The 24,215-nt window shown below is 60.9% G+C and carries 27 protein-coding genes; 20 read left to right on the top strand and 7 right to left on the bottom strand.

Features of this window, described 5'->3' with window-relative positions:
* Positions 1-25: 25 nt before the first annotated feature.
* The 3 genes from HX869_RS27345 to HX869_RS27335 are packed head-to-tail and all read left to right on the top strand — an operon-like array spanning position 26 to position 3,241.
* Positions 26-547 (top strand): helix-turn-helix domain-containing protein, encoded by a 522-nt coding sequence (locus HX869_RS27345; protein ID WP_177039835.1) that lies wholly within the window; start codon positions 26-28, stop codon positions 545-547.
* A gap of 22 nt (positions 548-569) precedes the next feature.
* Positions 570-1,679, top strand: coding sequence for an HlyD family secretion protein (locus HX869_RS27340; RefSeq protein ID WP_008434719.1), 1,110 nt, complete (start codon positions 570-572; stop codon positions 1,677-1,679).
* Positions 1,676-3,241, top strand: coding sequence for a DHA2 family efflux MFS transporter permease subunit (locus tag HX869_RS27335; protein ID WP_008434720.1), 1,566 nt, complete (start codon positions 1,676-1,678; stop codon positions 3,239-3,241). The genes HX869_RS27340 and HX869_RS27335 overlap by 4 nt, the downstream gene beginning before the upstream one ends.
* 9 nt (positions 3,242-3,250) lie before the next feature.
* Here the strand turns inward: HX869_RS27335 and HX869_RS27330 are convergent, their stop codons facing one another.
* Positions 3,251-4,030 (bottom strand): SDR family oxidoreductase, encoded by a 780-nt coding sequence (locus HX869_RS27330; protein ID WP_178903942.1) that lies wholly within the window; start codon positions 4,028-4,030, stop codon positions 3,251-3,253.
* 109 nt (positions 4,031-4,139) lie between these two features.
* Between HX869_RS27330 and HX869_RS27325 the strand changes: the two genes are divergently transcribed.
* Entirely contained in the window at positions 4,140-4,580 is a 441-nt protein-coding gene (locus HX869_RS27325; RefSeq protein ID WP_003215603.1) for a helix-turn-helix domain-containing protein, read from the top strand.
* Here the strand turns inward: HX869_RS27325 and HX869_RS27320 are convergent.
* The gene (locus HX869_RS27320; protein WP_178903941.1) at positions 4,575-4,787 is read right to left on the bottom strand and encodes a hypothetical protein; all 213 of its coding nucleotides are present in this window, start codon (positions 4,785-4,787) and stop codon (positions 4,575-4,577) included. The genes HX869_RS27325 and HX869_RS27320 overlap by 6 nt on opposite strands.
* A 46-nt stretch (positions 4,788-4,833) precedes the next feature.
* Positions 4,834-4,995 (bottom strand): DUF2986 domain-containing protein, encoded by a 162-nt coding sequence (locus HX869_RS27315; protein WP_008434728.1) that lies wholly within the window; start codon positions 4,993-4,995, stop codon positions 4,834-4,836.
* Positions 4,996-5,140: 145 nt separating this feature from the next.
* Between HX869_RS27315 and HX869_RS27310 the strand changes: the two genes are divergently transcribed.
* The gene (locus HX869_RS27310; RefSeq protein ID WP_102368774.1) at positions 5,141-5,767 is read left to right on the top strand and encodes a glutathione S-transferase family protein; all 627 of its coding nucleotides are present in this window, start codon (positions 5,141-5,143) and stop codon (positions 5,765-5,767) included.
* 95 nt (positions 5,768-5,862) lie between these two features.
* Positions 5,863-6,489, top strand: coding sequence for a LysE family translocator (locus tag HX869_RS27305; protein WP_178903940.1), 627 nt, complete (start codon positions 5,863-5,865; stop codon positions 6,487-6,489).
* Here the strand turns inward: HX869_RS27305 and HX869_RS27300 are convergent.
* Positions 6,486-7,349, bottom strand: coding sequence for a sensor domain-containing diguanylate cyclase (locus HX869_RS27300; RefSeq protein ID WP_178903939.1), 864 nt, complete (start codon positions 7,347-7,349; stop codon positions 6,486-6,488). The genes HX869_RS27305 and HX869_RS27300 overlap by 4 nt on opposite strands.
* A gap of 309 nt (positions 7,350-7,658) precedes the next feature.
* On the opposite strand from HX869_RS27300, the gene HX869_RS27295 reads away from it, so the two are divergent.
* The gene (locus HX869_RS27295) at positions 7,659-8,231 is read left to right on the top strand and encodes a helix-turn-helix domain-containing protein (protein WP_008434733.1); all 573 of its coding nucleotides are present in this window, start codon (positions 7,659-7,661) and stop codon (positions 8,229-8,231) included.
* A gap of 17 nt (positions 8,232-8,248) precedes the next feature.
* On the opposite strand, the gene HX869_RS27290 is transcribed toward HX869_RS27295, so the two are convergent.
* Entirely contained in the window at positions 8,249-8,857 is a 609-nt protein-coding gene (locus tag HX869_RS27290; RefSeq protein ID WP_003215589.1) for a LysE family translocator, read from the bottom strand.
* 113 nt (positions 8,858-8,970) lie between these two features.
* Between HX869_RS27290 and HX869_RS27285 the strand changes: the two genes are divergently transcribed.
* From HX869_RS27285 to HX869_RS27275, 3 genes are all read left to right on the top strand, one after another.
* On the top strand, positions 8,971-9,834 hold the full coding sequence (locus HX869_RS27285; protein WP_177019879.1) for a LysR family transcriptional regulator: 864 nt from the start codon (positions 8,971-8,973) through the stop codon (positions 9,832-9,834).
* Between the two features lie 101 nt (positions 9,835-9,935).
* Positions 9,936-10,475 (top strand): kinase inhibitor, encoded by a 540-nt coding sequence (locus HX869_RS27280; protein ID WP_003215583.1) that lies wholly within the window; start codon positions 9,936-9,938, stop codon positions 10,473-10,475.
* A gap of 5 nt (positions 10,476-10,480) precedes the next feature.
* Positions 10,481-11,290, top strand: coding sequence for an AraC family transcriptional regulator (locus HX869_RS27275; RefSeq protein WP_178903938.1), 810 nt, complete (start codon positions 10,481-10,483; stop codon positions 11,288-11,290).
* A 135-nt stretch (positions 11,291-11,425) separates the two neighbouring features.
* Here the strand turns inward: HX869_RS27275 and HX869_RS27270 are convergent, their stop codons facing one another.
* Positions 11,426-12,685, bottom strand: a complete 1,260-nt coding sequence (locus tag HX869_RS27270) for a serine hydrolase (RefSeq protein WP_178903937.1) — start codon at positions 12,683-12,685, stop codon at positions 11,426-11,428.
* Positions 12,686-13,004: 319 nt separating this feature from the next.
* On the opposite strand from HX869_RS27270, the gene HX869_RS27265 reads away from it, so the two are divergent.
* Positions 13,005-14,231, top strand: a complete 1,227-nt coding sequence (locus tag HX869_RS27265; protein WP_177112886.1) for an MFS transporter — start codon at positions 13,005-13,007, stop codon at positions 14,229-14,231.
* Positions 14,232-14,589: 358 nt separating this feature from the next.
* On the top strand, positions 14,590-14,919 hold the full coding sequence (locus HX869_RS27260) for a DUF6124 family protein (protein ID WP_032899015.1): 330 nt from the start codon (positions 14,590-14,592) through the stop codon (positions 14,917-14,919).
* A gap of 217 nt (positions 14,920-15,136) precedes the next feature.
* Here the strand turns inward: HX869_RS27260 and HX869_RS27255 are convergent, their stop codons facing one another.
* Positions 15,137-16,450 (bottom strand): phospholipase D family protein, encoded by a 1,314-nt coding sequence (locus HX869_RS27255; RefSeq protein ID WP_102605913.1) that lies wholly within the window; start codon positions 16,448-16,450, stop codon positions 15,137-15,139.
* Between the two features lie 316 nt (positions 16,451-16,766).
* Between HX869_RS27255 and HX869_RS27250 the strand changes: the two genes are divergently transcribed.
* The 8 genes from HX869_RS27250 to HX869_RS27215 all read left to right on the top strand — a co-directional run bounded on the left by HX869_RS27250 (position 16,767) and on the right by HX869_RS27215 (position 24,034).
* Positions 16,767-17,756, top strand: a complete 990-nt coding sequence (locus HX869_RS27250) for an aldo/keto reductase (protein WP_003209745.1) — start codon at positions 16,767-16,769, stop codon at positions 17,754-17,756.
* Positions 17,753-18,343, top strand: coding sequence for a flavodoxin (locus HX869_RS27245; protein WP_102605912.1), 591 nt, complete (start codon positions 17,753-17,755; stop codon positions 18,341-18,343). Before HX869_RS27250 ends, HX869_RS27245 begins: the two co-directional genes overlap by 4 nt.
* 24 nt (positions 18,344-18,367) lie before the next feature.
* Positions 18,368-19,360, top strand: a complete 993-nt coding sequence (locus HX869_RS27240) for an aldo/keto reductase (RefSeq protein WP_008432612.1) — start codon at positions 18,368-18,370, stop codon at positions 19,358-19,360.
* Positions 19,361-19,422: 62 nt separating this feature from the next.
* Positions 19,423-19,890, top strand: a complete 468-nt coding sequence (locus HX869_RS27235) for a cupin domain-containing protein (protein ID WP_008432610.1) — start codon at positions 19,423-19,425, stop codon at positions 19,888-19,890.
* Between the two features lie 228 nt (positions 19,891-20,118).
* The gene (locus HX869_RS27230; RefSeq protein ID WP_003209734.1) at positions 20,119-20,892 is read left to right on the top strand and encodes a carboxymuconolactone decarboxylase family protein; all 774 of its coding nucleotides are present in this window, start codon (positions 20,119-20,121) and stop codon (positions 20,890-20,892) included.
* Between the two features lie 121 nt (positions 20,893-21,013).
* A complete protein-coding gene (locus HX869_RS27225) occupies positions 21,014-21,958 on the top strand; it encodes an alpha/beta fold hydrolase (protein WP_173406085.1) in 945 nt (314 codons plus the stop codon).
* Between the two features lie 48 nt (positions 21,959-22,006).
* Positions 22,007-23,059: an alpha/beta hydrolase gene (locus HX869_RS27220; protein ID WP_008432604.1), complete on the top strand. Its 1,053-nt coding sequence runs from the start codon at positions 22,007-22,009 to the stop codon at positions 23,057-23,059.
* Positions 23,060-23,140: 81 nt separating this feature from the next.
* Positions 23,141-24,034: a LysR family transcriptional regulator gene (locus HX869_RS27215; protein WP_003209726.1), complete on the top strand. Its 894-nt coding sequence runs from the start codon at positions 23,141-23,143 to the stop codon at positions 24,032-24,034.
* The last annotated feature ends 181 nt before the right edge of the window (positions 24,035-24,215 follow it).

Below are 24,215 nucleotides of genomic sequence, written 5' to 3'. Positions count from 1 at the left end.
TTAGCAACAGATCCCGGAGTCCCTCATGAAGAAAGCCAGCTTCCAACCCATGTCCTGCCCGGTCGCCCGTGCCCTGGAGCACATCGGTGATGGTTGGAGCCTGTTGATCCTGCGTGATGCGTTCTACGGGCTGCGCCGTTTCGACGAGTTCCTGCAGAGCCTCGGGATCGCCTCGAACACCCTGACCCGCCGCCTGAATGCGTTGGTGGCCGGCGGCTTGCTGGAACGGCGCCCGTACCAGGACAACCCGCCGCGCCATGAGTACCACCTCACCGAAGCGGGCCGGGACTTGCGCCAGGTCATTCTCACGCTGATGGCCTGGGGCGCGCGGCATGCCGAGGGCTCGACCAAGGTGTTTCTCGCCGATGAGGCCACCGGGCGCCCGGTGGCGCTGGCGTTGATGGATGCCAACACCGGCAAACCCATCACCCGTGCGGGCCACCGCGTACATGTCAGCGCCGATGCCGAACCGCTGACCCTGTGGCGCGCACGAACCGGCCGGGCCTACGCCGAAAAAGACCAGTTGGTCAGCCCCTTCCCCCACTAATACTCAACGAGGTCATTTCGTCATGGACGCTCCAGTCAGCGCTGTGCCCGAACCCACCCAACCATCCCGGCGCAAACAGGTTTTACGCCTGGGGCTGCTGACCCTGGCCGTGGCGGGCGGCGTGTGGTACGCCAGTCACTGGTGGCTGGTCAGCCGGTTTATCGAAGACACCGACGACGCCTATGTCGGGGCGGATGTGACGGTGATCAGCGCCAAAGTGCCGGGCTATATCAGCGAAGTGACGGTGCAGGACAACCAGTTCGTTCGGGCCGGCGACGTGCTGGCGCGCATCGATGTGCGCGACTACCGCACGGCCCTGGCCAAGGCCGACGGCGCCGTGGCCGCGCAACAGGCCTCGCTTGCCAACCTCGACGCCACCGAACAACTGCAACTGGCGGTGATCAACCAGGCCAAGGCGCAGATCGACGCCACCGATGCCGAAGCACAACGGGCCGGCGACGATCAAACGCGTTACCAGAACCTGGTGCGCAGCCAGGCCGTATCGGTCGAAAGCGCACAGCGGGTCAGCGCCGTATGGAAGACCGCCCGCGCCGACCACTCCCGGGCACAGGCCGGGTTGATGGCGGCGCGCCGGCAAATCGACGTGATTGAAACCCAGCGCGGCCAAGCGCGTGCCGCGTTGCAACAGGCGCAGGCCGAACGCGACCAGGCGCAATTGAACATCAGCTATACCGAACTGCGGGCGCCGGTGGATGGTTACGTGGGCAATCGCCGCGCCCGGGTCGGCGCCTACGCCGCGGCCGGCAGCCAACTGATCTCGGTGGTGCCCGCCAAGGGGTTGTGGGTGGATGCCAACTTCAAGGAAGACCAATTGGGGCGCCTGCAGGTCGGGCAAAGCGTGAGCATCCGCGCCGACATCCTCCCCGGCCGTGAATTCCACGGGCACATCGAGAGCCTGGCCCCTGCCACCGGGGCGCAATTCAGTGTGCTGCCGCCGGAAAACGCCACCGGCAACTTCACCAAGATCGTGCAGCGAGTGCCGGTGCGCGTGCGCCTCGACAGCAATGACGCCGACTTCGGCGCCCTGCGTCCGGGCCTTTCGGTGATGGCGAAGGTCAACACCGATGAGGCGTTCGAGGACCAGGCCAGCGCCCTCAAGGCCCAGCTATGAACAGCCCGTTGCCCGCCCTCAGCACCGCACAAAAGGTCGCGGCCTTCGCCACCATGTGCGTGGGCATGTTCATCGCCTTGATCGACATCCAGATCGTCTCCGCCTCCCTCAAGGACATCGGCGGCGGGTTGTCTGCCGGCGCGGACGATACAGCGTGGGTGCAGACCGCCTACCTGATCGCGGAAATCATCGTGATCCCCATGTCAGGCTGGCTCTCCCGGGTGATGAGCACGCGCTGGCTGTTCGCGGCGTCGGCGGCCGGGTTCACCTTGACCAGCCTGCTGTGCGCGATGGCCTGGAACATCCAGAGCATGATCGCGTTTCGCGCCTTGCAGGGGTTCCTGGGGGGCTCGATGATTCCGTTGGTGTTCACCACCGCGTTCATGTACTTCAACGGCAAGCAGCGGGTGATCGCCGCCTCCACCATCGGCGCCATCGCGTCCCTGGCACCCACATTGGGCCCGGCCGTGGGCGGTTGGATCACCGACATCTCCTCCTGGCATTGGCTGTTCTACATCAACCTGCTGCCCGGCCTCTTCGTGACCTTTGCGGTGCCGATGCTGGTCAAGGTCGACCGCCCCAACCCGTCATTGCTCAAGGGCGCCGACTATATCGGCATGGCGTTGATGGCGGTGTTTCTCGGCTGCCTGGAATACACCCTCGAAGAAGGCCCGCGCTGGAACTGGTTCAGCGACAGCACCATCTCGACCACGGCCTGGATAGCCGCCATCAGCGGCGGGCTGTTTATCTGGCGCTGCCTGGAAATCAAGGAGCCGATCGTCGACCTGCGCGCGCTTCGGGACAGGAACTTCGCCCTGGGCTGCCTGTTTTCATTTATCACCGGCATCGGCATTTTCGCCACCATCTACCTCACGCCGCTGTTTCTCGGGCGGGTGCGCGGGTACGGCTCGCTGGATATCGGCCTGGCGGTGTTTTCCACGGGGGTGTTCCAGTTGCTGGCGATCCCGGTGTACGCCTTGCTGGCCAATCGTTTCGACCTGCGCTGGATTTTGATGTTCGGGTTGTCGTTATTCGCCCTGTCGATGTGGGACTTCTCCCCCATCACCCACGACTGGGGCGCCAAGGAGCTGCTGCTGCCCCAAGCCATACGCGGGTTTGCTCAACAAATGGCAGTGCCGCCGGTGGTCACCCTGACCCTCGGCGCACTGGCCCCCGACCGCCTGAAGCTCGCCTCGGGCCTGTTCAACCTGATGCGCAACCTCGGCGGCGCCATCGGCATCGCCGCCTGCGCCACGGTGCTCAATGACCGCACCAACCTGCACTTCCTGCGCCTGGCTGAACACCTGAACATCCGGAACGAATCGATGAATGTGTGGCTTGACCAGCTTTCCGGGAATGCCCAGTTGCTGGGACAAAACAGCCTGGATTCGAGCCAGTTCGCGCTGAGTCAGCTGTGGGCGCTGACCTGGCGCGAGGCGCAAACGCTGACCTATGCGGACGCATTCCTGATGATCATGGTGTGCTTCATCGTCGCCGTGTTGCTGGTGCCGTTGATGCGCAAGGTGCAGCCGCCGAAGCAGCCGACTGCGGATGCGCATTGAATCGTCCGATCATGTTGAAGGCCGCACCGGCGCCAGCCGGCTGAGCTTGGTCATCTGTTTGAATATCAGGCCAGGCGCAACCCGGCTGGCTACCTTCAGCACCTTGCTCAACCCCGGGCATATGTCCAGTTGGCCGGCTTCGATTTGCCGGATGCAGTGCTGCACCATCAGCACCGGGTCCATGCCTTTTTCGTTCTTCATTTCTTCCGCGAACTCGGCCCTGAGCAGCGGTGTTTCGGTGCCGGGTGGGGCAAGCTCCACCACGGTGACGGCGCTGTGCTGAAGCTGTGCCCGCAGGCACTGGGTGTAAGCGTGCAATGCGGACTTGGACGCACTGTAGACGGGCGCCGCCGGAAACGGCACAAACGCCAGCCCGGACGAGACGTTAACAATCAAACCGCGCGGGTGCTTGAGCAGCCAGGGAAGAAACTGCTGGATCATCCGGATCGGGCCGTTCAGGTTGATCTCGATCTCTTCAGTCACGTCCTCCAGCGCCCGCTCCCCGGCCAGCTTGATATTGCGCATCACGCCCGCGTTATTCACCAGCGTATCGAGCCCAGGGAACTGACCGGTGACTGCCGCAAACAGCGTTTGGATGCTGGCGGGGTCGCGCACGTCGCTTTGAAACGTGTGCAGGCTCGGCAGCAGTTGCCGCGCCTCGTCCAGCCTGTGGTGATCGCGGCCCGTCACGATCACGGTATTGCCTCGTGCCACAAGCTGGCGGGCAAGCTCAAGCCCGATACCACTCGAACCTCCCGTCACTAGCACTGTTCGTCCGGTCATCTTCATCGAAACTCTCCAATGGTGGGTCACACGCAAGGAGCTTGAGGGATACACTGGCCTTAAGTAAGTAGGCACCCAAAAGATCTATACGCACCTGAAAGAGAGTGTCCAACGAATGAACAAACACCCTGGCTTTACCGACGAGCAGATTGCCGCCGCCCAGTTTTATGCCCGGCAAACACCCCCGAAGGATCTGGACCCACGGATCGCGCCCCTGGTGACCGACCTGATAGGTCGCGTTGCAGACAAATGGACCATGCTGATTCTTGAAGCCTTGATCGAGACGACGCCGCTGCGCTTCACGCGCCTGAGTGAGCGAGTCGGCGGCATCAGCCAGAAAATGCTGACGCAGACTTTGCGGGGGATGGAGAGGGACGGCCTGGTGGTGCGCAAGGTCTACCCCGTCGTACCGCCGAAGGTTGAATACAGCCTGACAACCCTCGGCTTTACGCTGGGTGCCGCCTTTTGTGGCGTGTGGGTCTGGGCGGCAAACAACCTGGAGGAGATTGAACAGGCACGGGCGGATTTCGATCTACGGTGCAACACCGAGTCATAAGGCCGCAAGGTACTGGAGCACCTCTCCAATCCCGTCAATATCGGGAGCCTCGCTCACGGCGGCTTGCGGGCTGCACCATGGGTAACTCAGGCCGGACACCCAGCTCATCACGCTCCCCAGGTCTGACGCCGGCAGTGTATTCAAATGCGGGCGGTTGCCGTCCTTGGCGAGTCTGTAGTGCTGAATCGCGAGTTGAGCAGTGTTCATGGTTTTTCCGTCGATTCCCTATCAGGTAATGCTTAGGCCTTCTGGATCAGCTCTCAGAGGTAACAACAGGCTCATCACCGGACTCGGCAGCCAGCTTCAATCGGTCTGCTTTGCTGATGTATTTATCCTTTTTGGCCGGTGCCAATTTGGCGCTGGCCTTTTTGGCCTTGGCCTTGAACAGCTGCTGTAGTTTTTTTTGACGATTCATGTTTTCTATCCGGTGTGTAATCAGTGCTTGCCGGCGTGATTATCCATCTTTCATGCCTTTATCGAAGCAGATTTAATTCACGGCACTCCACAGCGCCACCGCGGTCTGTCCCTATACGCCTCTATTCTCGCCCAGCGGAGCCACCATGATCATCGTCCACCACCTCAACAACTCCCGTTCGCAACGTATCCTGTGGCTGCTCGAAGAACTCGGCCTGCCCTACGAGCTCAAGCGCTACCAGCGCGACCCGAAAACCAACCTCGCGCCCCCTGAACTCAAGGCGATCAATGCCCTGGGCAAATCACCGGTGATTCAAGACGGTCCCCACGTGGTGATCGAGTCCGGCGCCATCATCGACTACCTGATTCGCCGCCATGGCAACGGCCGCCTGCAACCGGATCCGGCTACTGCCACCTATGACGAATACGTGCAATGGCTGCACTTCGCCGAAGGTTCGGCCATGCTGCCACTGATGCTCAACCTGTACGTCGGGCGCCTGGGTGACGCGGGTGCGCCGTTGCATCCGCGTATCGAATCCGAGGTGGCGAACTACCTGGGTTATCTGGACAACGCACTGGGGCTCACGCCGTACCTGGTGGGTGACGAATTGACCGGCGCGGATATCCAGATGAGCTTCATCGGCGAAATCGCCCGGGCTCAGGGCAAGCTGCAGGCCTACCCGAATGTGGCGGCGTGGGTGCAACGCTTTCAGGAACGGCCGGCGTATCGCAAGGCGCTGGAACAGGGTGGCGCATACGCGTTCGCGAAGTAAAAGGCCAGGCGGTTCCGGCGGGTGTTCATCTGTATTGCGTTAATCCCCGGGATGAGGATTACTGTAGGACGCATCCGGCATTGAGATAACACAGCATGTTCGAACTCGCCCCCATCCTGACGTATGTCGCCGTGGTCATCGGCCTTTTCCTGATTCCCGGCCCAGCCGTGCTGCTGGTGATCACTCGCACCCTCCAGGGTGGGCGCAAGGTCGGGATTGCCACCGGGCTGGGGGTGGCCTCGGGCGACCTGATCCATACGCTGTGCGCGGCGCTCGGCCTGTCGGCCATCCTGATGACCTCGGCCGTGGCGTTCAACGTGGTCAAAATCGTCGGTGCCTGCTACCTGATCTACCTGGGCGTACGCGCCTTCATGGCCAAGCCTGGCGTAACCACGCGCAAAGACCTGCCCACGGTGACCTCGACCCAGGCGTATTTCCAGGCGGTGGTTGCCGAAGTGCTGAACCCGAAAACCGCGATTTTCTTCCTGGCCTTCCTGCCGCAGTTTATTCACCCGGAATCCGGTTCTTCCCTGGCGCAGTTCGCGGTGTTGGGGTTGATCTTCTCGGGGCTCAGTGCGATGTACACCACGCTGATTTCGGTGGCGATTCGTCCGTTGAGCCAATGGATGGTGGGGCTTTCAAGGCTGCGCCGTTGGGAGGGGAAGATCATTGGGACGTTGTTCATGGGATTGGGGCTGAAGATTGCTTTCCAGCAGCGTTAATCGGTTGCAAACCGCTGCCTTTTAACCCGGTACATCTCACCATCCGCGTGGCTGAGCAGGCTGTCGGCATCTGCTCCATCCGCCGGGTAAAACGCTACGCCGATACTGCAGGACGGCATCTTGACCGCGCCAAACTCAGCGCTCAGGGGCTGGGGCATCACCGCAACTATCTGCTGCACTTTGGCCGACACGGCTTCCGGTGATTGAATATCCGTCAGCAGCACGGTGAATTCATCCCCGCCCATCCGGGCCACCAGGTCGCTCTCACGCACACACCCTTCCAACCGTCGTGCAATCACACAAAGCACGCGGTCGCCCACGGCATGCCCGTGCACATCATTGATGGCCTTGAAGTCATTCACGTCCAGAAACAGCAAGGCCAGAGGACTTTTGTGGTGGTGAGCGGCTTGCAGGGCCTCGTCCAACCGGTCATTGAACAGCGAGCGATTGGTGAGGGCCGTCAACGGGTCGTGATGGGCGAGGAAACGCAGCTCTTCCTCCGCCTGCGTCAGGGCGGTTACGTCCCGCGCAACACCGATCCGCGCCCCCACTTCCTCGGACCAGAAGGCCGCCCACAGAATGTGCACCACACTGCCATCCTTGCGGATATAGCGGTTGCGGAAGTCGACGTGGGGCTTGCCATTCATGACCCGCACAATCGACGCCCGGGTGCGGGCCAGGTCTTCAGGGTGCATGTAGTGGGTGATCAGGGTGCCGGTCAGTTCCTCGGCGCGGTACCCCAGCAGCGCTTCGCAGGCATCACTCACAAACACGATCTGATTTTCACTGTCGACCACGAACACCGTATCCAGCATCAAGTGGATCAGTTTGGGATAGAGGGCTTGCAGGTCAACGGGCATAGGTCTGGGGAGCGTCTGGTTCGGATTGGGCGATCATAGCCCGATCCCGAAGGATGGCGAAAAGGAATCATAGCGGCCCGCAGAATAGTCCCCGGCAATGTTGCTGCGCCAATTGCGTCGCCACCAGCAGGCTGCGCCACCCTTCAAGGTCGTAGGAGAGCGCCCGCCAGAGCAGCCACGGCCAATAGTCGCAGAGGTGGAACACGCACCAGATCATTCGACACTCGGTTTTTATAATGAACGAATGATTGCTATGCTGAACACCCGACGACAAAGCGTCAACCCATTTATGGATGATTTGAAGAACAAATGACCGACATAACGAACAATCTCAATCCAAGCCGAATCGACCTGCTGGCCCTGTCGATCAAGCGCGAACGCCAGGCTGCGGGGCTTTCATTGACTGAACTGGCAAAACGCGCAGGCGTGGCGAAGTCGACCTTGTCCCAGCTGGAGTCCGGCATCGGCAACCCCAGCATCGAGACCCTGTGGTCGTTGGCCACGGCGATGGGCTTGCAGGTGACCCGGTTCTTCGAACAACCCCAGCAACACCTGCGGGTAATTCGCGCCAACGAGGGCCTGACCACCTATACCGAAACCGGCCACTACGCGGCCACACTGCTTGCGGATTGCCCGGCGGGCGTGCGTCGCGATATCTACCGGCTAAAGGTACAGCCGGGCGAAGCGCGCCTGTCTCAGCCCCACCCTGCCGGCACCGTCGAGCACGTGCTGCTGTGCAGCGGCAGCGCGAATATCGGCCCGGCCGGTGCGCCTGTGCTGCTGCACGCCGGCGACTACATCAGCTACCTGGCGAATGCGCCCCATGTGTTCGAAGCACTTGAGGCGGATACCACGGCGGTGATGGTGATCGAACATCCCTAAGCCGCGGGGATGTGCCCTCAGGCATGGATAGGCAGGGCCAACCCGAACAGCACAAAAAACCCGCCGCAGACTTTATTGAATCGGCGCCCGGTTCGCGCCAGCCAGGGCCGTACCCGGTGCGCGGCGCTGGCCACCAGGTACTCGACGATGAACTCCACCACGGCGTAGGTCAGGGCGATGGTGAGCGTCTGCGCAACGATGCTCCGGTGCGGGTCCAGGAACGGTGGAATAAACGCGGTGAACAGCAGCAAGGCCTTGGGGTTTGAGATCGCCGATACCAGCCCCTGGCGGAACAGCGGCCAGCTCCGCGAGCTGGTAGTGCCGGTCGCCTCAAGGCTGACCGGTGCCGCCCGCCACAGCCCGAAGCCCAGCCAGATCAGGTACAGCCCACCCGCCACCTTCAAGGCCGTGAACAAACTGGCCGATGCCTGGATCAGCGCACCCAACCCCAACGCACACAGCGCCAGCACAATCGCAAAACCGAGCACGCCACCGCTGATGGTGAACAGCGTTTTGCGGCTGCCGTGAAGCGCACCGTGGGTCAGCGCCAATAACGCATTGGGCCCTGGCACCACCGAGATGCCGAAGCAGGTAACCAGGTAAAGCAACCAGGTATCAAAGGGCATGATCCGATCCGAATGGTGTTGGTTCAAGGCAGAATGTTGCGGGTGAACAAGCGTCCATGAAAAGCGCATAATTCAGGCCTTAGCCATTCGATTAACGAATAGAGGTCAGCGCGATGCCCGCCAGCGATTTGCAACTCGATTGGCTCAAATGCTTTGTGGCCGTGGTGGATGCCGGCTCGTTGTCTGGCGCCGCCCACGAGGTCAACCGCTCGCAGTCCGCCGTCAGCATGCAGATGAAGAAACTCGAAGCCGCCCTTGGACGACAGCTCTTGAGTCGCGGCCCGAGGCACCTGCAACTGACTGCCGATGGCCAGACGCTGCTGAGCTACGCCCGGCGCATGCTTGCCCTGCACGCTGAAACCCAGGCGGCGTTTCACGGTGAAGAGCTGACCGGGCGCATCCGCCTTGGCGTTGCCGAAGACTACGCGGCCCGGTACCTCACGCCGCTGCTCAAGCGCTATTCGCCGCGCTACGCCGGTGTGGAAATCGAACTGACCTGTGAACAGTCGACCACGCTGATCCCGCAGTTGCGCAGCGGCGATCTTGACCTGGCGCTGGTGTCTCGGGACTCGCCCCAAAGCGGCACCTTCCTGTTCAAGGAGCCCATGGTATGGGTAGGTTCACCGCAGTTCGAACTGTGGCGGCGCGACCCGATCCCCATCGCCGTCTACGAAAGCGCAAGCCTCGCCCGGCGGTATGCGGTGAACGCACTCACCCAGCAAGGCCGCGAATTCAAGGTGGTGTACAACAGCTCCAGCCTTGCCGGCCAGGTGGCCGCCGTCGAGGGCGGGCTCGCGATTGCCGCGATCACCCAATGCACCGTGCAGGATTCGCTTCAGGTACTCGGTGACGAGCACGGTTTGGGTAGCATTGAGCCCATGGAGGTTTCGATTCTGCGTAGCCGGGCGTCCCGCGGGTCCAAGGCGGTCAATAGCCTGCATGCGTTCATCATCCGAACGCTGAGGGCTCAGCCTTAGTGAGCAGAGCGTTTCGGCACAATCATCGAGCGCTTCGGCGCAGTGCAGTGCCTACGCGCTGTTTAGGATCAAGGCTCAAACCACGCCTGGACACCACCGCGATGAAACTCAAAGCACTTGCCCCCGCGATCACCCTGATCATGGCCGCCAGCGGACACGCCGCCAGCTTCTCACTCAACAGCCCGGACATTGCCGACCAACGCCCGCTGACGCACCTGCAGGAATTCAACGGCTTCGGCTGCAGCGGCGGCAACACCTCCCCTGCCCTGTCCTGGGCCAACGCCCCGGCGGGCACCAAAAGCTTTGCCATCACCGTCTACGATCCCGACGCACCGACCGGCAGCGGCTGGTGGCACTGGACGGTGGTGAATCTGCCTGTCACCGTCTCCAGCCTGCCGAGCAATGTCGGCACCCACCTGCCGGCCGGGGCGGTGCAAGGCCGCACGGATTACGGCCAACCCGGCTTCGGCGGCGCCTGCCCGCCCGTGGGTGATAAACCGCATCGCTATCAATTCACCGTGTGGGCGTTGAAAGTCGACACGCTGCCGATCGACAATCAATCCAGCGGCGCCCTGGTCGGCTACATGCTCAATGCCAACAGCCTGGCCAAGGCCACAATCACGGCCCCTTACGGACGCTAGTCACGATGGATGTTCACGAAGGTCTGCGGCACCGGGAAAGCATCATCGAAAGCTGCGTGATCAGGGCCCGGCAACATCACACCCTGCAACGCGTGCCGGTCTTCATGAGCGCCCTGTGCCGCGTGCGCCAGGGGCAAAAACTGATGCAGTGGGATGAGCGCGAAATGCGCGCCGGCCCACAGCACCTGATTCTACTGCCGGCGGGCCGCGAGCTTGGGGTGACCAACTTTCCCGGTGCCCAGGGTGACTACATCGCTGACGTGGTGTCGTTTCCGGTGCCGGTGTTGCGTAACTTCGTTGCCCGGTATGGCGCGCAGTTCAAGGGCAGCAAGCATGCCGACCTGTGCGTACGCCTGGACAAACAGACCCGACAAGCCTGGGACCAATTGCTGACAGCACTGAGCACCGGCGCCCCGTCGGCCCTGTGCACCCACTATGGCGAGGCCGTGTTGCTCTGCCTGTGCCTGGCCGGCCAGGCGGGACCGTTGCTGATGGATCGCAACGACCCCTTGAGTGAACGCGTGCAGCGGTTGATCGGCAGCAACCTGTCCAGGGACTGGACCGTTGCCACGGTCGCGCAGCAGTTGAATCTGGGGGAATCGACGTTGCGTCGGCAGCTGGCCAATGAGGATGCGAGCTTCAGGGCCATCCTGGAAAATGTTCGGCTGGGGGCGGCGTTGCAACAGCTGCAAACCTCCAGGGATTCCATTGGGGAGATTTCCAGTGCGTGCGGGTATGCGTCGGCGTCGAGGTTTGCGGTGAGGTTCAAGTCACATTATGGGCTTTCGCCGCGCTCATTGCGGGCGGCGATGTGAGGTACACACTACCTGAGTAGCCCGTCACCTGTGGCGAGGGAGCTTGCTCCCGCTGGACTGCGCAGCAGGCCCATTTTTTTGGGGCCGCTGCGCGCCCCAGCGGGAGCAAGCTCCCTCGCCACAGGTACTTCGCGGTTACTGAAGCGCTTTGGCAACCGCATCAAAGGCAAACATATCGTCGATCACCTTGCCACCCGTGGGTTTGGTCTGCGCCTGCCACACCACAATCACCACATTCCTGGTCGGATTGATGTAGAGGTACTGACCAAACGTACCGGCCGCCGTAAAGGCTTTATCCGCTTTGGAGGCGTCGGTCCAACCTGGCCACCACATGGACGCAAAGTCACCGTACGCCGCATCTGAACCCGTAGTCGCGCTGGCAAAACTCAACCAGTCTTTAGGCAACACTTGCTGCCCTCCCGCCTTGCCGCCGCTGAGCACGAACTGCCCAAAACGCCCGTAATCCTCAAGCGTCGCGCTGATACCGCTGCCGCCCACTTCATTGCCATTAAGACCATCCAGCCACCACTTGGCATCGGTTTGCATGCCGTAAGGCGCCCAGATCTTCTCGCTCAGGTATTGCGTCAGTGGCTTGCCCACCGCAGCGCTCACCAGTTGCCCCAACACTTGAGTTTCACCGGTGCTGTAGTTGGTGCGAGTGCCAGGCGGCGCGGCGGTGGGCAGGCTGGCCATGAACTTGAGGAGCGACCCGGGCACTTGTTCACTACGCAGTTTGATCAAGTGGCGCTCGTCCGAGGTAGGGTCCGTGTATTGCTCGTTCCACTTGATCCCGGAGCGCATGGACAGGATCTGGCGCACGGTGACCTGGTCATAACCGCTATCGGCCAACGCGGGTAAATAACGGGTGACCTTGTCATCCAGGCTCTTGATGGAGCCGTCCTGCAGCGCCGCGCCTACGAGCGTCGAGGTGATGGACTTGGCCACCGACATCGACATCCACCGGGTGTCGGCGGTGTTGCCTTTTTCATAACGCTCATCAACGATCTTGCCGTCCTTGAGCACCAACAGCCCGGTTACCCGGTTGATCGCCACGTAGTCATCGAGGCTGTAATGCTTGCCTTTATAGTCAAAGGCAACCGGCCCAAGTGGCTGGCTGCTACGAGGTAACGGGAACGGATGGCCGCCCGCCTTGATCGTGCGCGTCGGGAACAATCGGTCGGTATTACGGAAGGTAGTGACCGCCAAGTCCTCGCTGAGCCTGCCGTCATAGATGGCCTGCACGTCGCCGATCGGTTCCTGTGCATGGGGATAAGGCTTCGCGGGATCCGGGGTGGCCGCGCAGGCGGTTAACGACAGCGCAAGTGTCGACGCACACACCAACACATGAAGCGCGCTGCGTTCAACCGGGGATGAAGGGCGATGAAGCACGGGCATAAGCACCTCTTTATTATTGTTTGATCGGCCTTGAAACGCTTCGGCACGTCAGCAAAACCGACATGCCGAGGCTCAGGATGCAGCGGGGGATTTTTTCTGGCGCGCGGGATCGGGCCGGATTACGCGCGGAGTCGGGCCATGGGCAATCGCGAGGGTCTACACGGAAGAGAACGCTCTACGCAGGCAGTCTTATCAACGAGACTGATGATTACTATCGAACCGGTCGCCTATTGGCTTACCAAAACCCATTCCTATAATCGCCTCCACTTTCTCCCTCCCGTCTGCCCGCAGGCGAAATCTCCTCCCGGAACCCAACACCATGCCAAGCGCAAGCCGGGCCCCTAGCGGCCTCCCCGAACATAACCAACAAACCGTCCTGCAGCAGTGGCTGGCGATTCTCTCGGTGGCCGTAGGCGCCTTCGCCCTGGTCACCAGCGAGTTCCTGCCGGTAGGCGTACTCAACGACGTCGCCGCCGACCTCGGCATCAGCGCCGGCCACGCCGGGCTGATGGTCACCCTGCCCGGCATCATGGCCGCCCTCGCCGCCCCGTTGCTGTCGGTGGGCATTGGCGCCATGGACCGTCGCTACCTGCTGATCGGCCTGACCCTGATCATGATCATCGCCAACATGGTGGTGGCCTACGCCAGCGACTTCAGCCTGCTGCTGTTCGGCCGCGTACTGCTGGGCATCAGCATCGGCGGCTTCTGGGCCACCGCCATCGCCCTCAGCGGCCGCCTGGCGCCCAAGGGCGTGGGCGTAGCGAAGGCCACCTCGATCATCATGATGGGCGTGACCCTGGCCACCGTCCTCGGCGTACCCGTCGGCACCTGGCTGAGCGGCCTGATGGGCTGGCGCATGACCTTCCTCGTCACCGCACTGGTGGGCATCCCGGTATTGCTTGCGCAGATGTTCCTGCTGCCCCGTCTTGAGCCGGAAAAAGCCATCCGCGTCAGCGACCTGCCGGCCCTGTTTATCAACCCACAAGCCCGGGTCGGCTTGATCGCCGTGCTGCTGATCGGCCTGGCGCACTTTGCCGCTTACACCTACGTCGCGCCGTTCTTCAAAAACAGCTCCGGCTTCGACGGCCCGACCATTGGCTCCCTGCTGCTGCTCTACGGCGTGGCCGGCGTAATGGGCAACGTCTTCGCCGGCTTCGCCGCCAACCGCAGCGTGCGCCACACCCTGCTGCTGGTGGCCCTGATGATCGGCACCAGCACCGCCCTGTTCCCCTACTTCGCCACCGGCATGAGCGGCGCCGTGATGCTGATCGCCCTGTGGGGCTTTGCTTTCGGTGCCTTCCCGGCGTGCGCGAGTATCTGGATGTTCGTGGTTGCGCCCAAGGATGTGGAGCGTGGCATGCCGCTGTTCGTGGCGTTGTTCCAGGTGATCATTGCCGTGGGCTCGTTCTTTGGCGGGCAGATCGTCGACAAGATGGGCACTTCGGTGCTGTTGAGTTTGGCGACCGCGTTGGTGGGCGCCGGGTTTGTGACGGTGCTGGTGTTGGGGCGCAAGGTGAGTAATAGCCTGGCGGCCCAGCCTGCTTAATCGAGGAAAACGGGACTGATTGAATTCAGTCCCGTGGCTGGAGGCAGTGAGCACCGCACCTTGCTCCATTGCCTACAGTTGCGGCAGAATCCGCCGGCTTGTGCACCTGGGTTGGCGTCTCTAAGGTTGCTCGGTCGCTGAAACCTCAGTGATCGGGTTTAGTAGCCCGAGGTTAACTGCAAGTGCATAAGCAGCATCTATCAGACCTTCTTGTCTGTGCTTGATGGTGGCTGTGCGCAGGGCGTCTTCGGACGCGCCGGCTTTTGTAGTTTCCCCGGTCTACTAACCTGCGTACAGCCGCCACCCCATTTCGTTTAGTAGCGACGTGGTGAGGGCCCTGCTCAGGAAAACTACTGATATGTTCAAGGTAACGCCGAATCCTCCGGGATCTCCCGATTTGAAACTCAACCAAGCCGCGCAACGTGCCTTGGATCACTATCTCAATCCCTCCTCCGCCAAAACCGCCCCGCCGTCGGGTGCGCTGTTCAGTGTGGCTGCTGATGCCAGCAGTGAAAGTCTGATTACCAATAGCTATGAAACCTTTGCCTCGGTCAGCGCGTTGCTGCTTGATCTGTCGGACGAGCTGAGCGGGAAAGACCGTGATGTGGCGTTGGCTATTCATCAACTCAGTGAGTTGGGGGTGCTGTTGATGGGTAAGTTGATGGATCGGGAGGTGCCGTCTAGCTGAAACCGGACGCTGTCCAGGCTACTCAACTAGCTCAATCGACTGATCGCCGAGGCGCTGTAGGCATCTACGGCGGCTCAGCGACGACGATGCCGCTTTAGTTGAGTAAGTCGCCGCTCATGCTGCGCTCAATAGCGGTTTCAGGCCATTTGCCGCCATTACGAAACGCCGTTTTCGACTCCAAACGGACACTCCACTGATGTCAGGCAGGTGTGGGATTTCAGCTTCTGGTGGTCGCGACAAGAATGGGCTTTGTACCGTTGCGCCCTTTAAAGACCATTGTCACATCGACCACCGTATCCATTCCCTCAAAAAACACATCCGCGTTGACCCCATCGAGCCGTTTCTTCAGAGGGGTAGTACTGGTGATGTGGCGGCTCAGTAGGCTTTCAAAGTCAGCCCTATTGCTATCAATCCACCTCTTCAGATCGGTTCTGAGCTGCTCGATTGGCTTGAGCTTTTTACCCGACGGCTTTCGCTTGGGTCCTAGCGTGTCGAGAACGCTGATCTCGTCGATTGAGTAGAGAACCGGGACCATGCACAGTTCGGTCCCGTTCTCGTTCTTCAAGATGGCAACAAGAGTCGTGTCGGAAGGCGCCCGAGCAAGATCTTTTGGGGTGACGGAGAGTGTCACATCCACCCGATCGAACGGTTTAGGCAGAATCCCACCAATGGTCATGCTTTGAGCGAATTTCGTGATTTGTTGGCTCGCAAGCCTTGCCCAGCCGACCTTCTGTTGATTGAGCACGCATAGGCAACGGCTCGACTTAATCATCCGGGGGAGCACGATGCCGTTCTTCCTGGTCCACTGGAGCAGGTCAACCTTCGCATCAAATTTCAGTCGTGCAGAGCCCTCAGATGGCTTTACTGTTCCGGTGTATTTCGTGCCGGAAGGTGCGCCAGACCGAACGGCAGCACCAATTGCAGCTAGGTTCTTAGCCTTTCGTGCAGCTCTCTCTTGTTCCTGCTGATCCCGAGCAACCTGGACTCGCTTGGCTTGGTAGGTATCGGCTTTACCCTGAATCTTGGACATCGCTTCGTTGAATTCTTCGAAAGCCTTTTTGGCTAAGCGAACATCCTTCTCCATCCGCAACACCCTGGCCCAGTCGATCAATTCCAGATCCGGGTCGTCAATCCAATCATTGACCACGCTCCGAACTCGCTCACAAGAATTGGCTTTACTGTTATCGAAACAAACACTCAACTCCTTATTTTTCGAGGCCCCCCTGAAGGTAAGGTTCTGGCTGCCAAGTGTGACGAAGTCAGCCTCGTCCATGATGACTTTCGCATGAAGGTCCTTCACCTCGTAAATCGTGCACTTGTTGATGAGCAACAGCTTGAAGGCAGCGATTGTTGACGCCATACAGACGAAGTCCCTTACCTCGAACCGTGTGTAAAACGTTGCTTGCTTGTTGGCCAAGAGCTTAAGCGTGCTGTTTTCTGTGATGTAGGGGGACAGCACTGTCAGAGGCGTGGTGGCTTCTCGGATCTGCCGATTCCATCGAGGAGCCAAATTGGTTCTGATGCGGATCATTCAACCGTCCCTGGTCTGCCTGGGCGCGAGGCGCGGGGTATATTGGAATCCCTCCAGTATACCGCCGGCGCAGCTGACCATCACAGGCTGTAACCTTGATCGGCAGAGAACAGCCAAAAGCGAACGATCAAGAGAGTGTCAGATTTTTTGTGTACGAGCGGTGATGGCCTACCGTGAGGCAAGCCTTCATTCGACAGTCGCCACCGCCCCTCTTCCGGGACTGATGAGCAAACCTCATGAAGCCTTGCCGATTTACCCGTCTAGTCCTCAGTCGTTAGCGCGCTTACTGTCTCCCCACGCCCAACGGGAGATCAACATGCACAAACGCACACTCGGCAACAGTTCACTCGAAGTATCCGCCCTCGGCCTCGGCTGCATGGGTCTGAGCCATGGCTATGGCCCGGCCACGGATACCGAGCAAGCCATCGCACTGATCCGCTCAGCCGTTGAACGAGGCGTCACGTTCTTCGATACCGCCGAATTCTACGGCCCCTATATCAATGAGCAAGTAGTCGGCGAGGCGCTGGCGCCAGTTCGCGACCAGGTTGTGATCGCTACAAAATTCGGCTTCGCCGTCGGCACCGACAATACAAAACAGGCTCTGGACAGCCGGCCCGAACGTATTCGAATAGCCGTCGAGGGTTCGTTGCGTCGACTGAAGACCGATTACATCGATTTGCTCTACCAACACCGCGTCGATCCGGACGTGCCGATTGAGGACGTTGCCGGGGCGGTGAAAGACCTGATTAGCGAAGGAAAGGTCAAGCACTTCGGCCTGTCGGAGGCAGGCGCGCAAACCATTCGTCGCGCCCATGCGGTACAGCCGGTCACGGCGCTGCAAAGCGAATACTCGCTGTGGTGGCGCGAGCCTGAGCTGGAAATCCTGCCGACCCTTTGGGAGCTGGGCATCGGCTTCGTACCGTTCAGTCCATTGGGTAAAGGCTTTCTCACCGGCACGGTGTCGGCCGATTCCACTTATGGCAGTGACGACTTCCGCAGCATCGTCCCGCGTTTCAGCCAGTCGGCGCTGCAGGCAAATCAGGGTCTGGTGGTGTTGATCCGTCAGATTGCTGCGCAGAAACAAGCGACACCGGCCCAGATCGCGCTGGCCTGGCTGCTCGCGCAGGCACCGTGGATTGTGCCGATTCCGGGCACGACCAAACTGCATCGCCTGGAAGAAAACCTCGGCGGCGCGAACATCACCCTCGACGCTGCCGAACTCAAGGCCATTGATACCGCGCTGGCGCAGATCCGCATCGAAGGCGAGCGCTATCCCGAGGCTCTCAAGGCGCGCGTCGGTCGATGAGTACCGATCACGATCCGCTGCGGCGCACGGTCATCGCCGCACTGGCCAGCGCCCCGCTGCTGTCGCTCGCCGACGCGCAAGGCGCCAGTGAAACACCGCGTTCGGGCTCGCGGATTCTGGTCGCGTATTTCTCGCGCTCGGGCAATACCCGCGTGGTCGCCGGGCTGATCCAGCGTGGACTGGGTGCCGATCTGTTCGAGATTCGCCCCGCCCACGCCTACCCCGAGGACTATCTGCAAACCGTGGAACAGGCGCGCCAGGAACGTGACAGTGGCTTCGAACCCGAGCTGCAAAACACGGTTCACGCCCTCAGCGACTACGACACGATCTATCTCGGCTTTCCGATCTGGGGTGAAACCGCCCCGCCGATCGTGCGCGCATTCCTCAGCGCCCACGATCTGACCGGCAAGACCCTCATCCCCTTCAACACCCATGGTGGATATGGCCTGGGCAACAGCCGCCGTGTGCTGGTCAAGCATGCGCCGAAGGCCAAAGTGCTGGAAGGTTTTGTGATGGAGGGTGAGCAGGAGCGCAAGACCATGGAACGCGTGAACGGCTGGCTGAAAGATCACCCTCTCACGCACTAATCGAATTCTGTACGGAGTAACTCCATGAAAATCCGCACGTTGGGTAATGGCCTGGAAGTGTCCGCCTTGGGTCTTGGCTGCATGAGCATGACGTCGGCCTACGGGCCGGCAGCCGACCAAGCCAGCATGATCAAGCTGATTCGTTCGGCCCACGAGCAAGGCGTCACCTTGTTCGACACCGCCGAAGCGTATGGCCCGTTCGCCAATGAAGAGCTGCTGGGGGAGGCCTTGCAGCCGATCCGCGAGCAGGTCGTCATCGCCACCAAGTTCGGTTTCGATATCGACCTGATCACCGGCGCACGTGGCGGCGGCACCAACAGCCGCCCGGAGCATATACGCGCCGTGGCCGAAGCGGCGTTGAAGCGTCTGCGCACCGATTGCATCGACCTGTTTTATCAGCACCGCGTTGATCCCCAGGTGCCCATCGAAGACGTGGCCGGCACCGTCAAGGATCTGATCGCCGAGGGCAAGGTCAAGCATTTCGGCCTTTCTGAAGCGGGTGTGGAAACCATTCGCCGGGCCCACGCGGTGCAACCGGTCACGGCGGTGCAAAGCGAATATTCGCTGTTCTGGCGTGGCCCGGAGCTGGAACTGCTAGCCGTGCTGGAAGAACTGCGGATCGGCTTCGTACCGTTCAGCCCGCTGGGCGCCGGTTTCCTCACCGGTCAGATCGACGAGAACACGCAGTTCGACGCGAGCGATTTCCGCAATTTCGTCCCGCGCTTTTCCCCTGAAGCGCGCAGGGCCAATCTGGCGTTGGTCGATGTGGTGAAAGCCGTCGCGCAACGCAAACACGCCACGCCGGCGCAAGTGGCACTGGCCTGGTTGCTCGCACAGAAACCGTGGATTGTGCCGATACCGGGCACGACCAAACAGCATCGCCTGGAAGAAAACCTGGGCGCGGTCGAGCTGCAATTGAACGGCGACGATCTGCGCGTGATCAACGAACAGATGGCACAGATTCGGGTGCACGGCGAACGTCTGCCGGAGTCGGCACTGAAAATGACCGGACTCTGAGTCTGCCCGACGCGGCGCCATGTGCGGCGTCGCTTTTTCTGTCTGACCGGAGAACTCATCCGATGAACCGATTGATTGCGCCACTCGTTGCTTTGTCACTGATGGCGGCAGAGTCCCAGGCCGCCAGCGAAATCCGCGTTACGCCGAACGGATCCCAGCCTTCGATCAAGGGCGCAGCGGAAAACTTTACCGGCTCTGTACGCGTCGATGGCCTGTTCAAAGGTGAAGCGCCCGCGCGCATCGGTGGCGGCACGGTGACCTTCGAACCCGGCGCACGCACGGCGTGGCACACCCATCCGCTGGGACAAACGCTGATCGTCACTGCCGGCGTCGGCTATGTGCAGCAAGAGGGTGGCGCGCGTCAGGAGATCCATCCGGGCGACACTGTCTGGATTCCACCGAACACCCGTCACTGGCACGGCGCCACGGCCAGCAACGGCATGACCCACATCGCCATCGCTGAAGCCGAGGATGGCAAGACCGTCACCTGGGCGGAGCAGGTCTCGGAGGCGCAATACGCCGGCCAATAAAGTTACGGAATGTGTCGAAGCTGCTCGACCGGCACGTTCGCGGCGAACCGCCACGTAACCTCAATGCCCCGTAACAACCTGCCCGCACCGGGATTCCAGCGGTTATCGCACGTCGACTCATGAGTTCTGCTCATGAGTCCATGCGCTATTTCGGGGTTAATCGCCACAACCATCCTCCTTACGATCCAGCAACACCGCAGCGCCCCGCAATGGATGGAGCCCTTCACGATGATCACTGACACCCGCAACCGCACTGCCCTCCCCACACTCATGGCGCTCTGCCTGAGCGTCGGGGCGATGTTCAGCGTCACCACTCAAGCAGCCGAGGCTTCGCCCACTATGACCAGCACACCCGCCAGCGCAGCCCGCTTGTCGAGCCAGCAACAAGCCATTCCACTGATCGCGGCGTTCATGGCGACCAGCGACATGCCCAACCTCAACACGGCGCTCAACCAAGGGCTTGATGCCGGCCTGACCATTAGCGAAACCCGCGAAGTCCTCGTGCAGCTCTACGCCTACGTCGGCTTCCCGCGCAGCCTCAACGCCTTGAATGAATTGATGACCGTGGTGCAGGCGCGCAAACAACGCGGCCTTGACGATGCGCCGGGGCGTGAGCCGAGCCGGGTGATACCGGTGGGGGATGAGCTATTGGCAGCGGGTACGGCGAATCAAACGAAAATCTCCGGCGCCCCGGTCAAAGGCCCGGTGTTCGAGTTCGCCCCAGTGATCAACCAGTTCCTGCAAACGCACCTGTTCGGCGACATCTTCGAGCGCGACAACCTCGACTGGCAAAGTCGCGAATTGGCGACTGTCGGAGCGCTGGCAGCGACGCCGGGGGTCGAGCCTCAGTTGCGCTCGCACATGGCGGCGAGCCTGCGCGTCGGGCTCAGCGCAGCACAGTTGCACCTAGTCACCGAACTGCTGAAAAAGCATGGCGATGCACAGACTGCCGAGCGGGCCAACGCAGCGCTGGTCCAAGCCCTCGCGGCGTCGAGGAAGTGACATGAGAACTGCAAAACGTCTGCTGAGCGTCATGCTGTTGAGCCTGTTGGCGGCCTGCGCGAACCACTCCGAAGGCCCGCTGCTGATCCAGAAACAAGGCAGCTTCGCCGCCGGCGGAACGATGACCACGGCACCGGGCACCTTCAACCCGCGCCAACCGATGACGCCCAACGGTCAGACCTACCACGGTGACCACGCCTACGCCTTCTATCAAATCCCGGTGGACGCGCGAAAACTGCCCATCGTCATGTGGCACGGCGCAGGTCAGTTTTCCAAGACCTGGGAAACCACCGCCGATGGTCGCGAGGGTTTTCAGAACATCTTTCTGCGCCGCCACTACGGCGTCTATCTGATCGATCAACCCCGGCGTGGTGATGCCGGGCGCAGCATGGTCGAGACTACCATCAAGCCTGTGCCGGACGAACAACTGTGGTTCAACCAGTTCCGTATCGGCCTTTGGCCCCGCTACTTCAACGGCGTGCAAGTGGCACAGGACGCCCAGACCCGCGAGCAGTTTTTCAGGGCTATGACACCGAACACCGGGCCGTTTGACATGGGCGTGGTCTCCGATGGTGTGTCGGCGCTGTTCGACAAAATCGGCCCCGGCATCCTGTTTACCCATTCTCAGGGCGGCGGGCCGGGCTGGTTGACGGCGATCAAGAACGACAAGGTCAAAGCCATCGTGGCGTTCGAACCGGGCAGCAGTTTCGTGTTTGCTGACGGTGAAGTGCCGGCGCCGATCCCCAGCGCGTTCGACACGGTGCAAGGCGCAGCGGTGCCGATGGAGCAATTCATGGCACTGACGCGCATTCCGATTCTGATCCTGTACGGCGACAACATCCCGGAACAGGCAGTCGATCTGCCCGCTCAGGACAGTTGGCGCGCACGCCTGAAAATGGCCCGGCTCTGGCGTGACGCGGTCAATCGCCATGGCGGTGATGTGCGACTGATACACCTGCCGGAGATTGGCATTCACGGCAATACCCATTTCCCCATGTCGGATCTGAACAACGTGCAGATCGCTGACCTGGTCGCGCAGTTCCTCAAAGAAAAACAGCTGGACTGACCCAAATACTTTCGCAACTGCCGTCCTTTTTTTGCTCAGGAGCTTCACGTGAAGAACACCCTCAAAGCCACGTTCATGTCGGCATTGGTCGGCCTCTCGGCAGGCGAAGCCTTGGCCGCCGACTACAAGAAGAACCCATTCACCCTCGCCTACGACGGCGCGATCACCCGCAACGAACCGGGCAGGGTCAACATCCACCCGGTCAGCTATAAGCTCAACGGTCTGGACATCGCCGCCAACGTCTACACGCCTGCCAACTACGACGCGAAGAAGACCTACCCGACCGTGGTGGTTGCGCATCCAAATGGCGGCGTAAAGGAGCAAGTCGCCGGTCTGTATGCCCAGCGCCTCGCCGAACAGGGCTACATCACCATCACGGCCGATGCGGCCTATCAGGGCGCCAGCGGTGGTCAGCCGCGCAGCATCGATAAACCGGCGTATCGCATCGAAGACATTCACGGCATGGCCGATTTCATCAGCCAGTTCGCTGGCGTGGATGACAATCGTCTGGGCCTGCTCGGCATTTGTGGCGGCGGTGGTTATTCGTTGGCGGCGGCGCAAACCGACAAACGCTTCAAATCCCTGGCAACGGTGAGCATGTTCAACTCGGGTCGAGTACGCCGCAACGGCTACAGCGACTCGCAACTGGACAGCATCCAGCAACGTTTGCAACAGGCATCAGCAGCCCGCGCGCAAGAAGCAGCGGGGGGCGCGGTGCTGTATACGGGGGATGCCAACCTCACCGATGAGCAGACTGCCAAACTGCCTTTCGAACTGTATCGCCAAGGCTATGAGTACTACTGGAAAACCCACGCGCACCCGAACTCGACCTTCAAATACACCACCAGCAGCCTTATTGACCTGATGCGTTTCGACGCCACCGACCATATCGAGTTGATCAATCAACCGTTGCTGATGATCGCCGGCAGCAAGGCCGACAGCCTGTACATGACTCAGGATGCGTTTCCCAAAGCCGCCGGCACCACCGACAAGGAAGTGTTCATCATCGATGGCGCCACCCACATTGAAACCTACTGGGTGCCGCGTTATGTCGATGCGGCGATCGGCAAACTGACGGATTTTTACGCACGCACCTTGTGATCAGCGCGCCAAGGGTCGCACATCCGTGCGCGACCTGCTTTCATGGAATAATCACGCGCTCCTCATGAGAGGTTCTCATCAATGTCCCGCCCCAATCTCAACGACCTGCAAGCCTTCGTGGTCATCACCCGCGAAGGCAGTTTTACCCGTGCTGCCGCGCAACTGGGCGTTTCGCAGTCAGCGCTGAGCCACACTCTGCGGGCACTGGAAACCCGGCTGGGCGTGCGCTTGCTGACGCGGACTACGCGCAGTGTTTCACCAACGGAGGCGGGCCAACGCCTGTATCAAGCGATGGCGCCGCGCTTTGAAGAAATTGAACTGGAACTGGCTGCCGTCAGCGAGTTTCGCGACACCCCCGCCGGCAATGTACGGATTCAGGCGTCCGAGCATGCGGCGAACAATATTCTCTGGCCGAAGCTGCTGAAGGTGCTGCCCGACTACCCGGACATCAAGGTCGAAATCACCGTCGATTACGCCCTCGCCGACATCGTCGCGCAGCGCTATGACGCTGGTGTTCGACTGGGTGACCAGGTGGCCAAGGACATGATCGCCGTGCCGATCGGGCCATCGTTACGCATCGCCGTTGTCGGCTCACCGCAGTATTTCCAGCAGCGGCCTTACCCGATGGAACCGAGAGATCTGGCGGCGCACAACTGCATCAACCTGCGCCTGCCGACTCACGGCAGCCTGATGCAATGGGATTTCGAAAAGGATGGCCACGAACTCAAGGCCCGCGTCGAAGGCCAATGGACATTCAACAGCAGCGTGCCCATTCTGCGTGCGGCCGTGGCGGGATGTGGCTTGGCTTTCCTGCCAGAGGACATGGTGGCGAAGGAGCTTGCCGACGGTAGCCTTGTGCGGGTGTTGGAAGATTGGTGCCAACCCTTTGCCGGTTACCATCTCTACTACCCCAATCGCCGTGAACATTCGTCAGCGTTTGGCGTTGTAGTTGAGGCGTTACTCTACAAGAGCTGAGTCATCGACCTTCAAGGCGTCTGAATTTTTCCCGCCCCCTCAAACCGTGAATGAGCAGATGATTTTGATCGACTGCGTCGGGCGCGACCGGCTGCAAGCCGATTGCTGCCCCTCGTAACAAGCAGCTTATGGCTTATCCCCCCTAAAGCCCCACCCAAAAACGCCGATAACCTCCTACCAT

It is taken from the genome of Pseudomonas sp. P7779 (genome assembly GCF_013386315.1).
GTDB lineage: Bacteria > Pseudomonadota > Gammaproteobacteria > Pseudomonadales > Pseudomonadaceae > Aquipseudomonas.
This window is presented reverse-complemented; position numbering and strand designations above follow the sequence as displayed.

Excerpts from the sequence above, each read along its gene's own strand:
- HX869_RS27245 (WP_102605912.1), top strand. The coding sequence starts at position 17,753 with ATGAGTACCGATCACGATCCGCTGCGGCGCACGGTCATCGCCGCACTG.
- HX869_RS27280 (WP_003215583.1), top strand. The coding sequence starts at position 9,936 with ATGAAACTCAAAGCACTTGCCCCCGCGATCACCCTGATCATGGCCGCC.
- HX869_RS27270 (WP_178903937.1), bottom strand. The coding sequence starts at position 12,685 with ATGCCCGTGCTTCATCGCCCTTCATCCCCGGTTGAACGCAGCGCGCTT.
- HX869_RS27275 (WP_178903938.1), top strand. The coding sequence starts at position 10,481 with ATGGATGTTCACGAAGGTCTGCGGCACCGGGAAAGCATCATCGAAAGC.
- HX869_RS27235 (WP_008432610.1), top strand. The coding sequence starts at position 19,423 with ATGAACCGATTGATTGCGCCACTCGTTGCTTTGTCACTGATGGCGGCA.
- HX869_RS27295 (WP_008434733.1), top strand. The coding sequence starts at position 7,659 with ATGACCGACATAACGAACAATCTCAATCCAAGCCGAATCGACCTGCTG.
- HX869_RS27230 (WP_003209734.1), top strand. The coding sequence starts at position 20,119 with ATGATCACTGACACCCGCAACCGCACTGCCCTCCCCACACTCATGGCG.
- HX869_RS27240 (WP_008432612.1), top strand. The coding sequence starts at position 18,368 with ATGAAAATCCGCACGTTGGGTAATGGCCTGGAAGTGTCCGCCTTGGGT.
- HX869_RS27300 (WP_178903939.1), bottom strand. The coding sequence starts at position 7,349 with ATGCCCGTTGACCTGCAAGCCCTCTATCCCAAACTGATCCACTTGATG.
- HX869_RS27215 (WP_003209726.1), top strand. The coding sequence starts at position 23,141 with ATGTCCCGCCCCAATCTCAACGACCTGCAAGCCTTCGTGGTCATCACC.
- HX869_RS27335 (WP_008434720.1), top strand. The coding sequence starts at position 1,676 with ATGAACAGCCCGTTGCCCGCCCTCAGCACCGCACAAAAGGTCGCGGCC.
- HX869_RS27305 (WP_178903940.1), top strand. The coding sequence starts at position 5,863 with ATGTTCGAACTCGCCCCCATCCTGACGTATGTCGCCGTGGTCATCGGC.
- HX869_RS27315 (WP_008434728.1), bottom strand. The coding sequence starts at position 4,995 with ATGAATCGTCAAAAAAAACTACAGCAGCTGTTCAAGGCCAAGGCCAAA.
- HX869_RS27255 (WP_102605913.1), bottom strand. The coding sequence starts at position 16,450 with ATGATCCGCATCAGAACCAATTTGGCTCCTCGATGGAATCGGCAGATC.
- HX869_RS27345 (WP_177039835.1), top strand. The coding sequence starts at position 26 with ATGAAGAAAGCCAGCTTCCAACCCATGTCCTGCCCGGTCGCCCGTGCC.
- HX869_RS27330 (WP_178903942.1), bottom strand. The coding sequence starts at position 4,030 with ATGAAGATGACCGGACGAACAGTGCTAGTGACGGGAGGTTCGAGTGGT.
- HX869_RS27225 (WP_173406085.1), top strand. The coding sequence starts at position 21,014 with ATGACCACGGCACCGGGCACCTTCAACCCGCGCCAACCGATGACGCCC.
- HX869_RS27260 (WP_032899015.1), top strand. The coding sequence starts at position 14,590 with ATGTTCAAGGTAACGCCGAATCCTCCGGGATCTCCCGATTTGAAACTC.
- HX869_RS27320 (WP_178903941.1), bottom strand. The coding sequence starts at position 4,787 with ATGAACACTGCTCAACTCGCGATTCAGCACTACAGACTCGCCAAGGAC.
- HX869_RS27265 (WP_177112886.1), top strand. The coding sequence starts at position 13,005 with ATGCCAAGCGCAAGCCGGGCCCCTAGCGGCCTCCCCGAACATAACCAA.
- HX869_RS27285 (WP_177019879.1), top strand. The coding sequence starts at position 8,971 with ATGCCCGCCAGCGATTTGCAACTCGATTGGCTCAAATGCTTTGTGGCC.
- HX869_RS27340 (WP_008434719.1), top strand. The coding sequence starts at position 570 with ATGGACGCTCCAGTCAGCGCTGTGCCCGAACCCACCCAACCATCCCGG.
- HX869_RS27310 (WP_102368774.1), top strand. The coding sequence starts at position 5,141 with ATGATCATCGTCCACCACCTCAACAACTCCCGTTCGCAACGTATCCTG.
- HX869_RS27250 (WP_003209745.1), top strand. The coding sequence starts at position 16,767 with ATGCACAAACGCACACTCGGCAACAGTTCACTCGAAGTATCCGCCCTC.
- HX869_RS27325 (WP_003215603.1), top strand. The coding sequence starts at position 4,140 with ATGAACAAACACCCTGGCTTTACCGACGAGCAGATTGCCGCCGCCCAG.
- HX869_RS27290 (WP_003215589.1), bottom strand. The coding sequence starts at position 8,857 with ATGCCCTTTGATACCTGGTTGCTTTACCTGGTTACCTGCTTCGGCATC.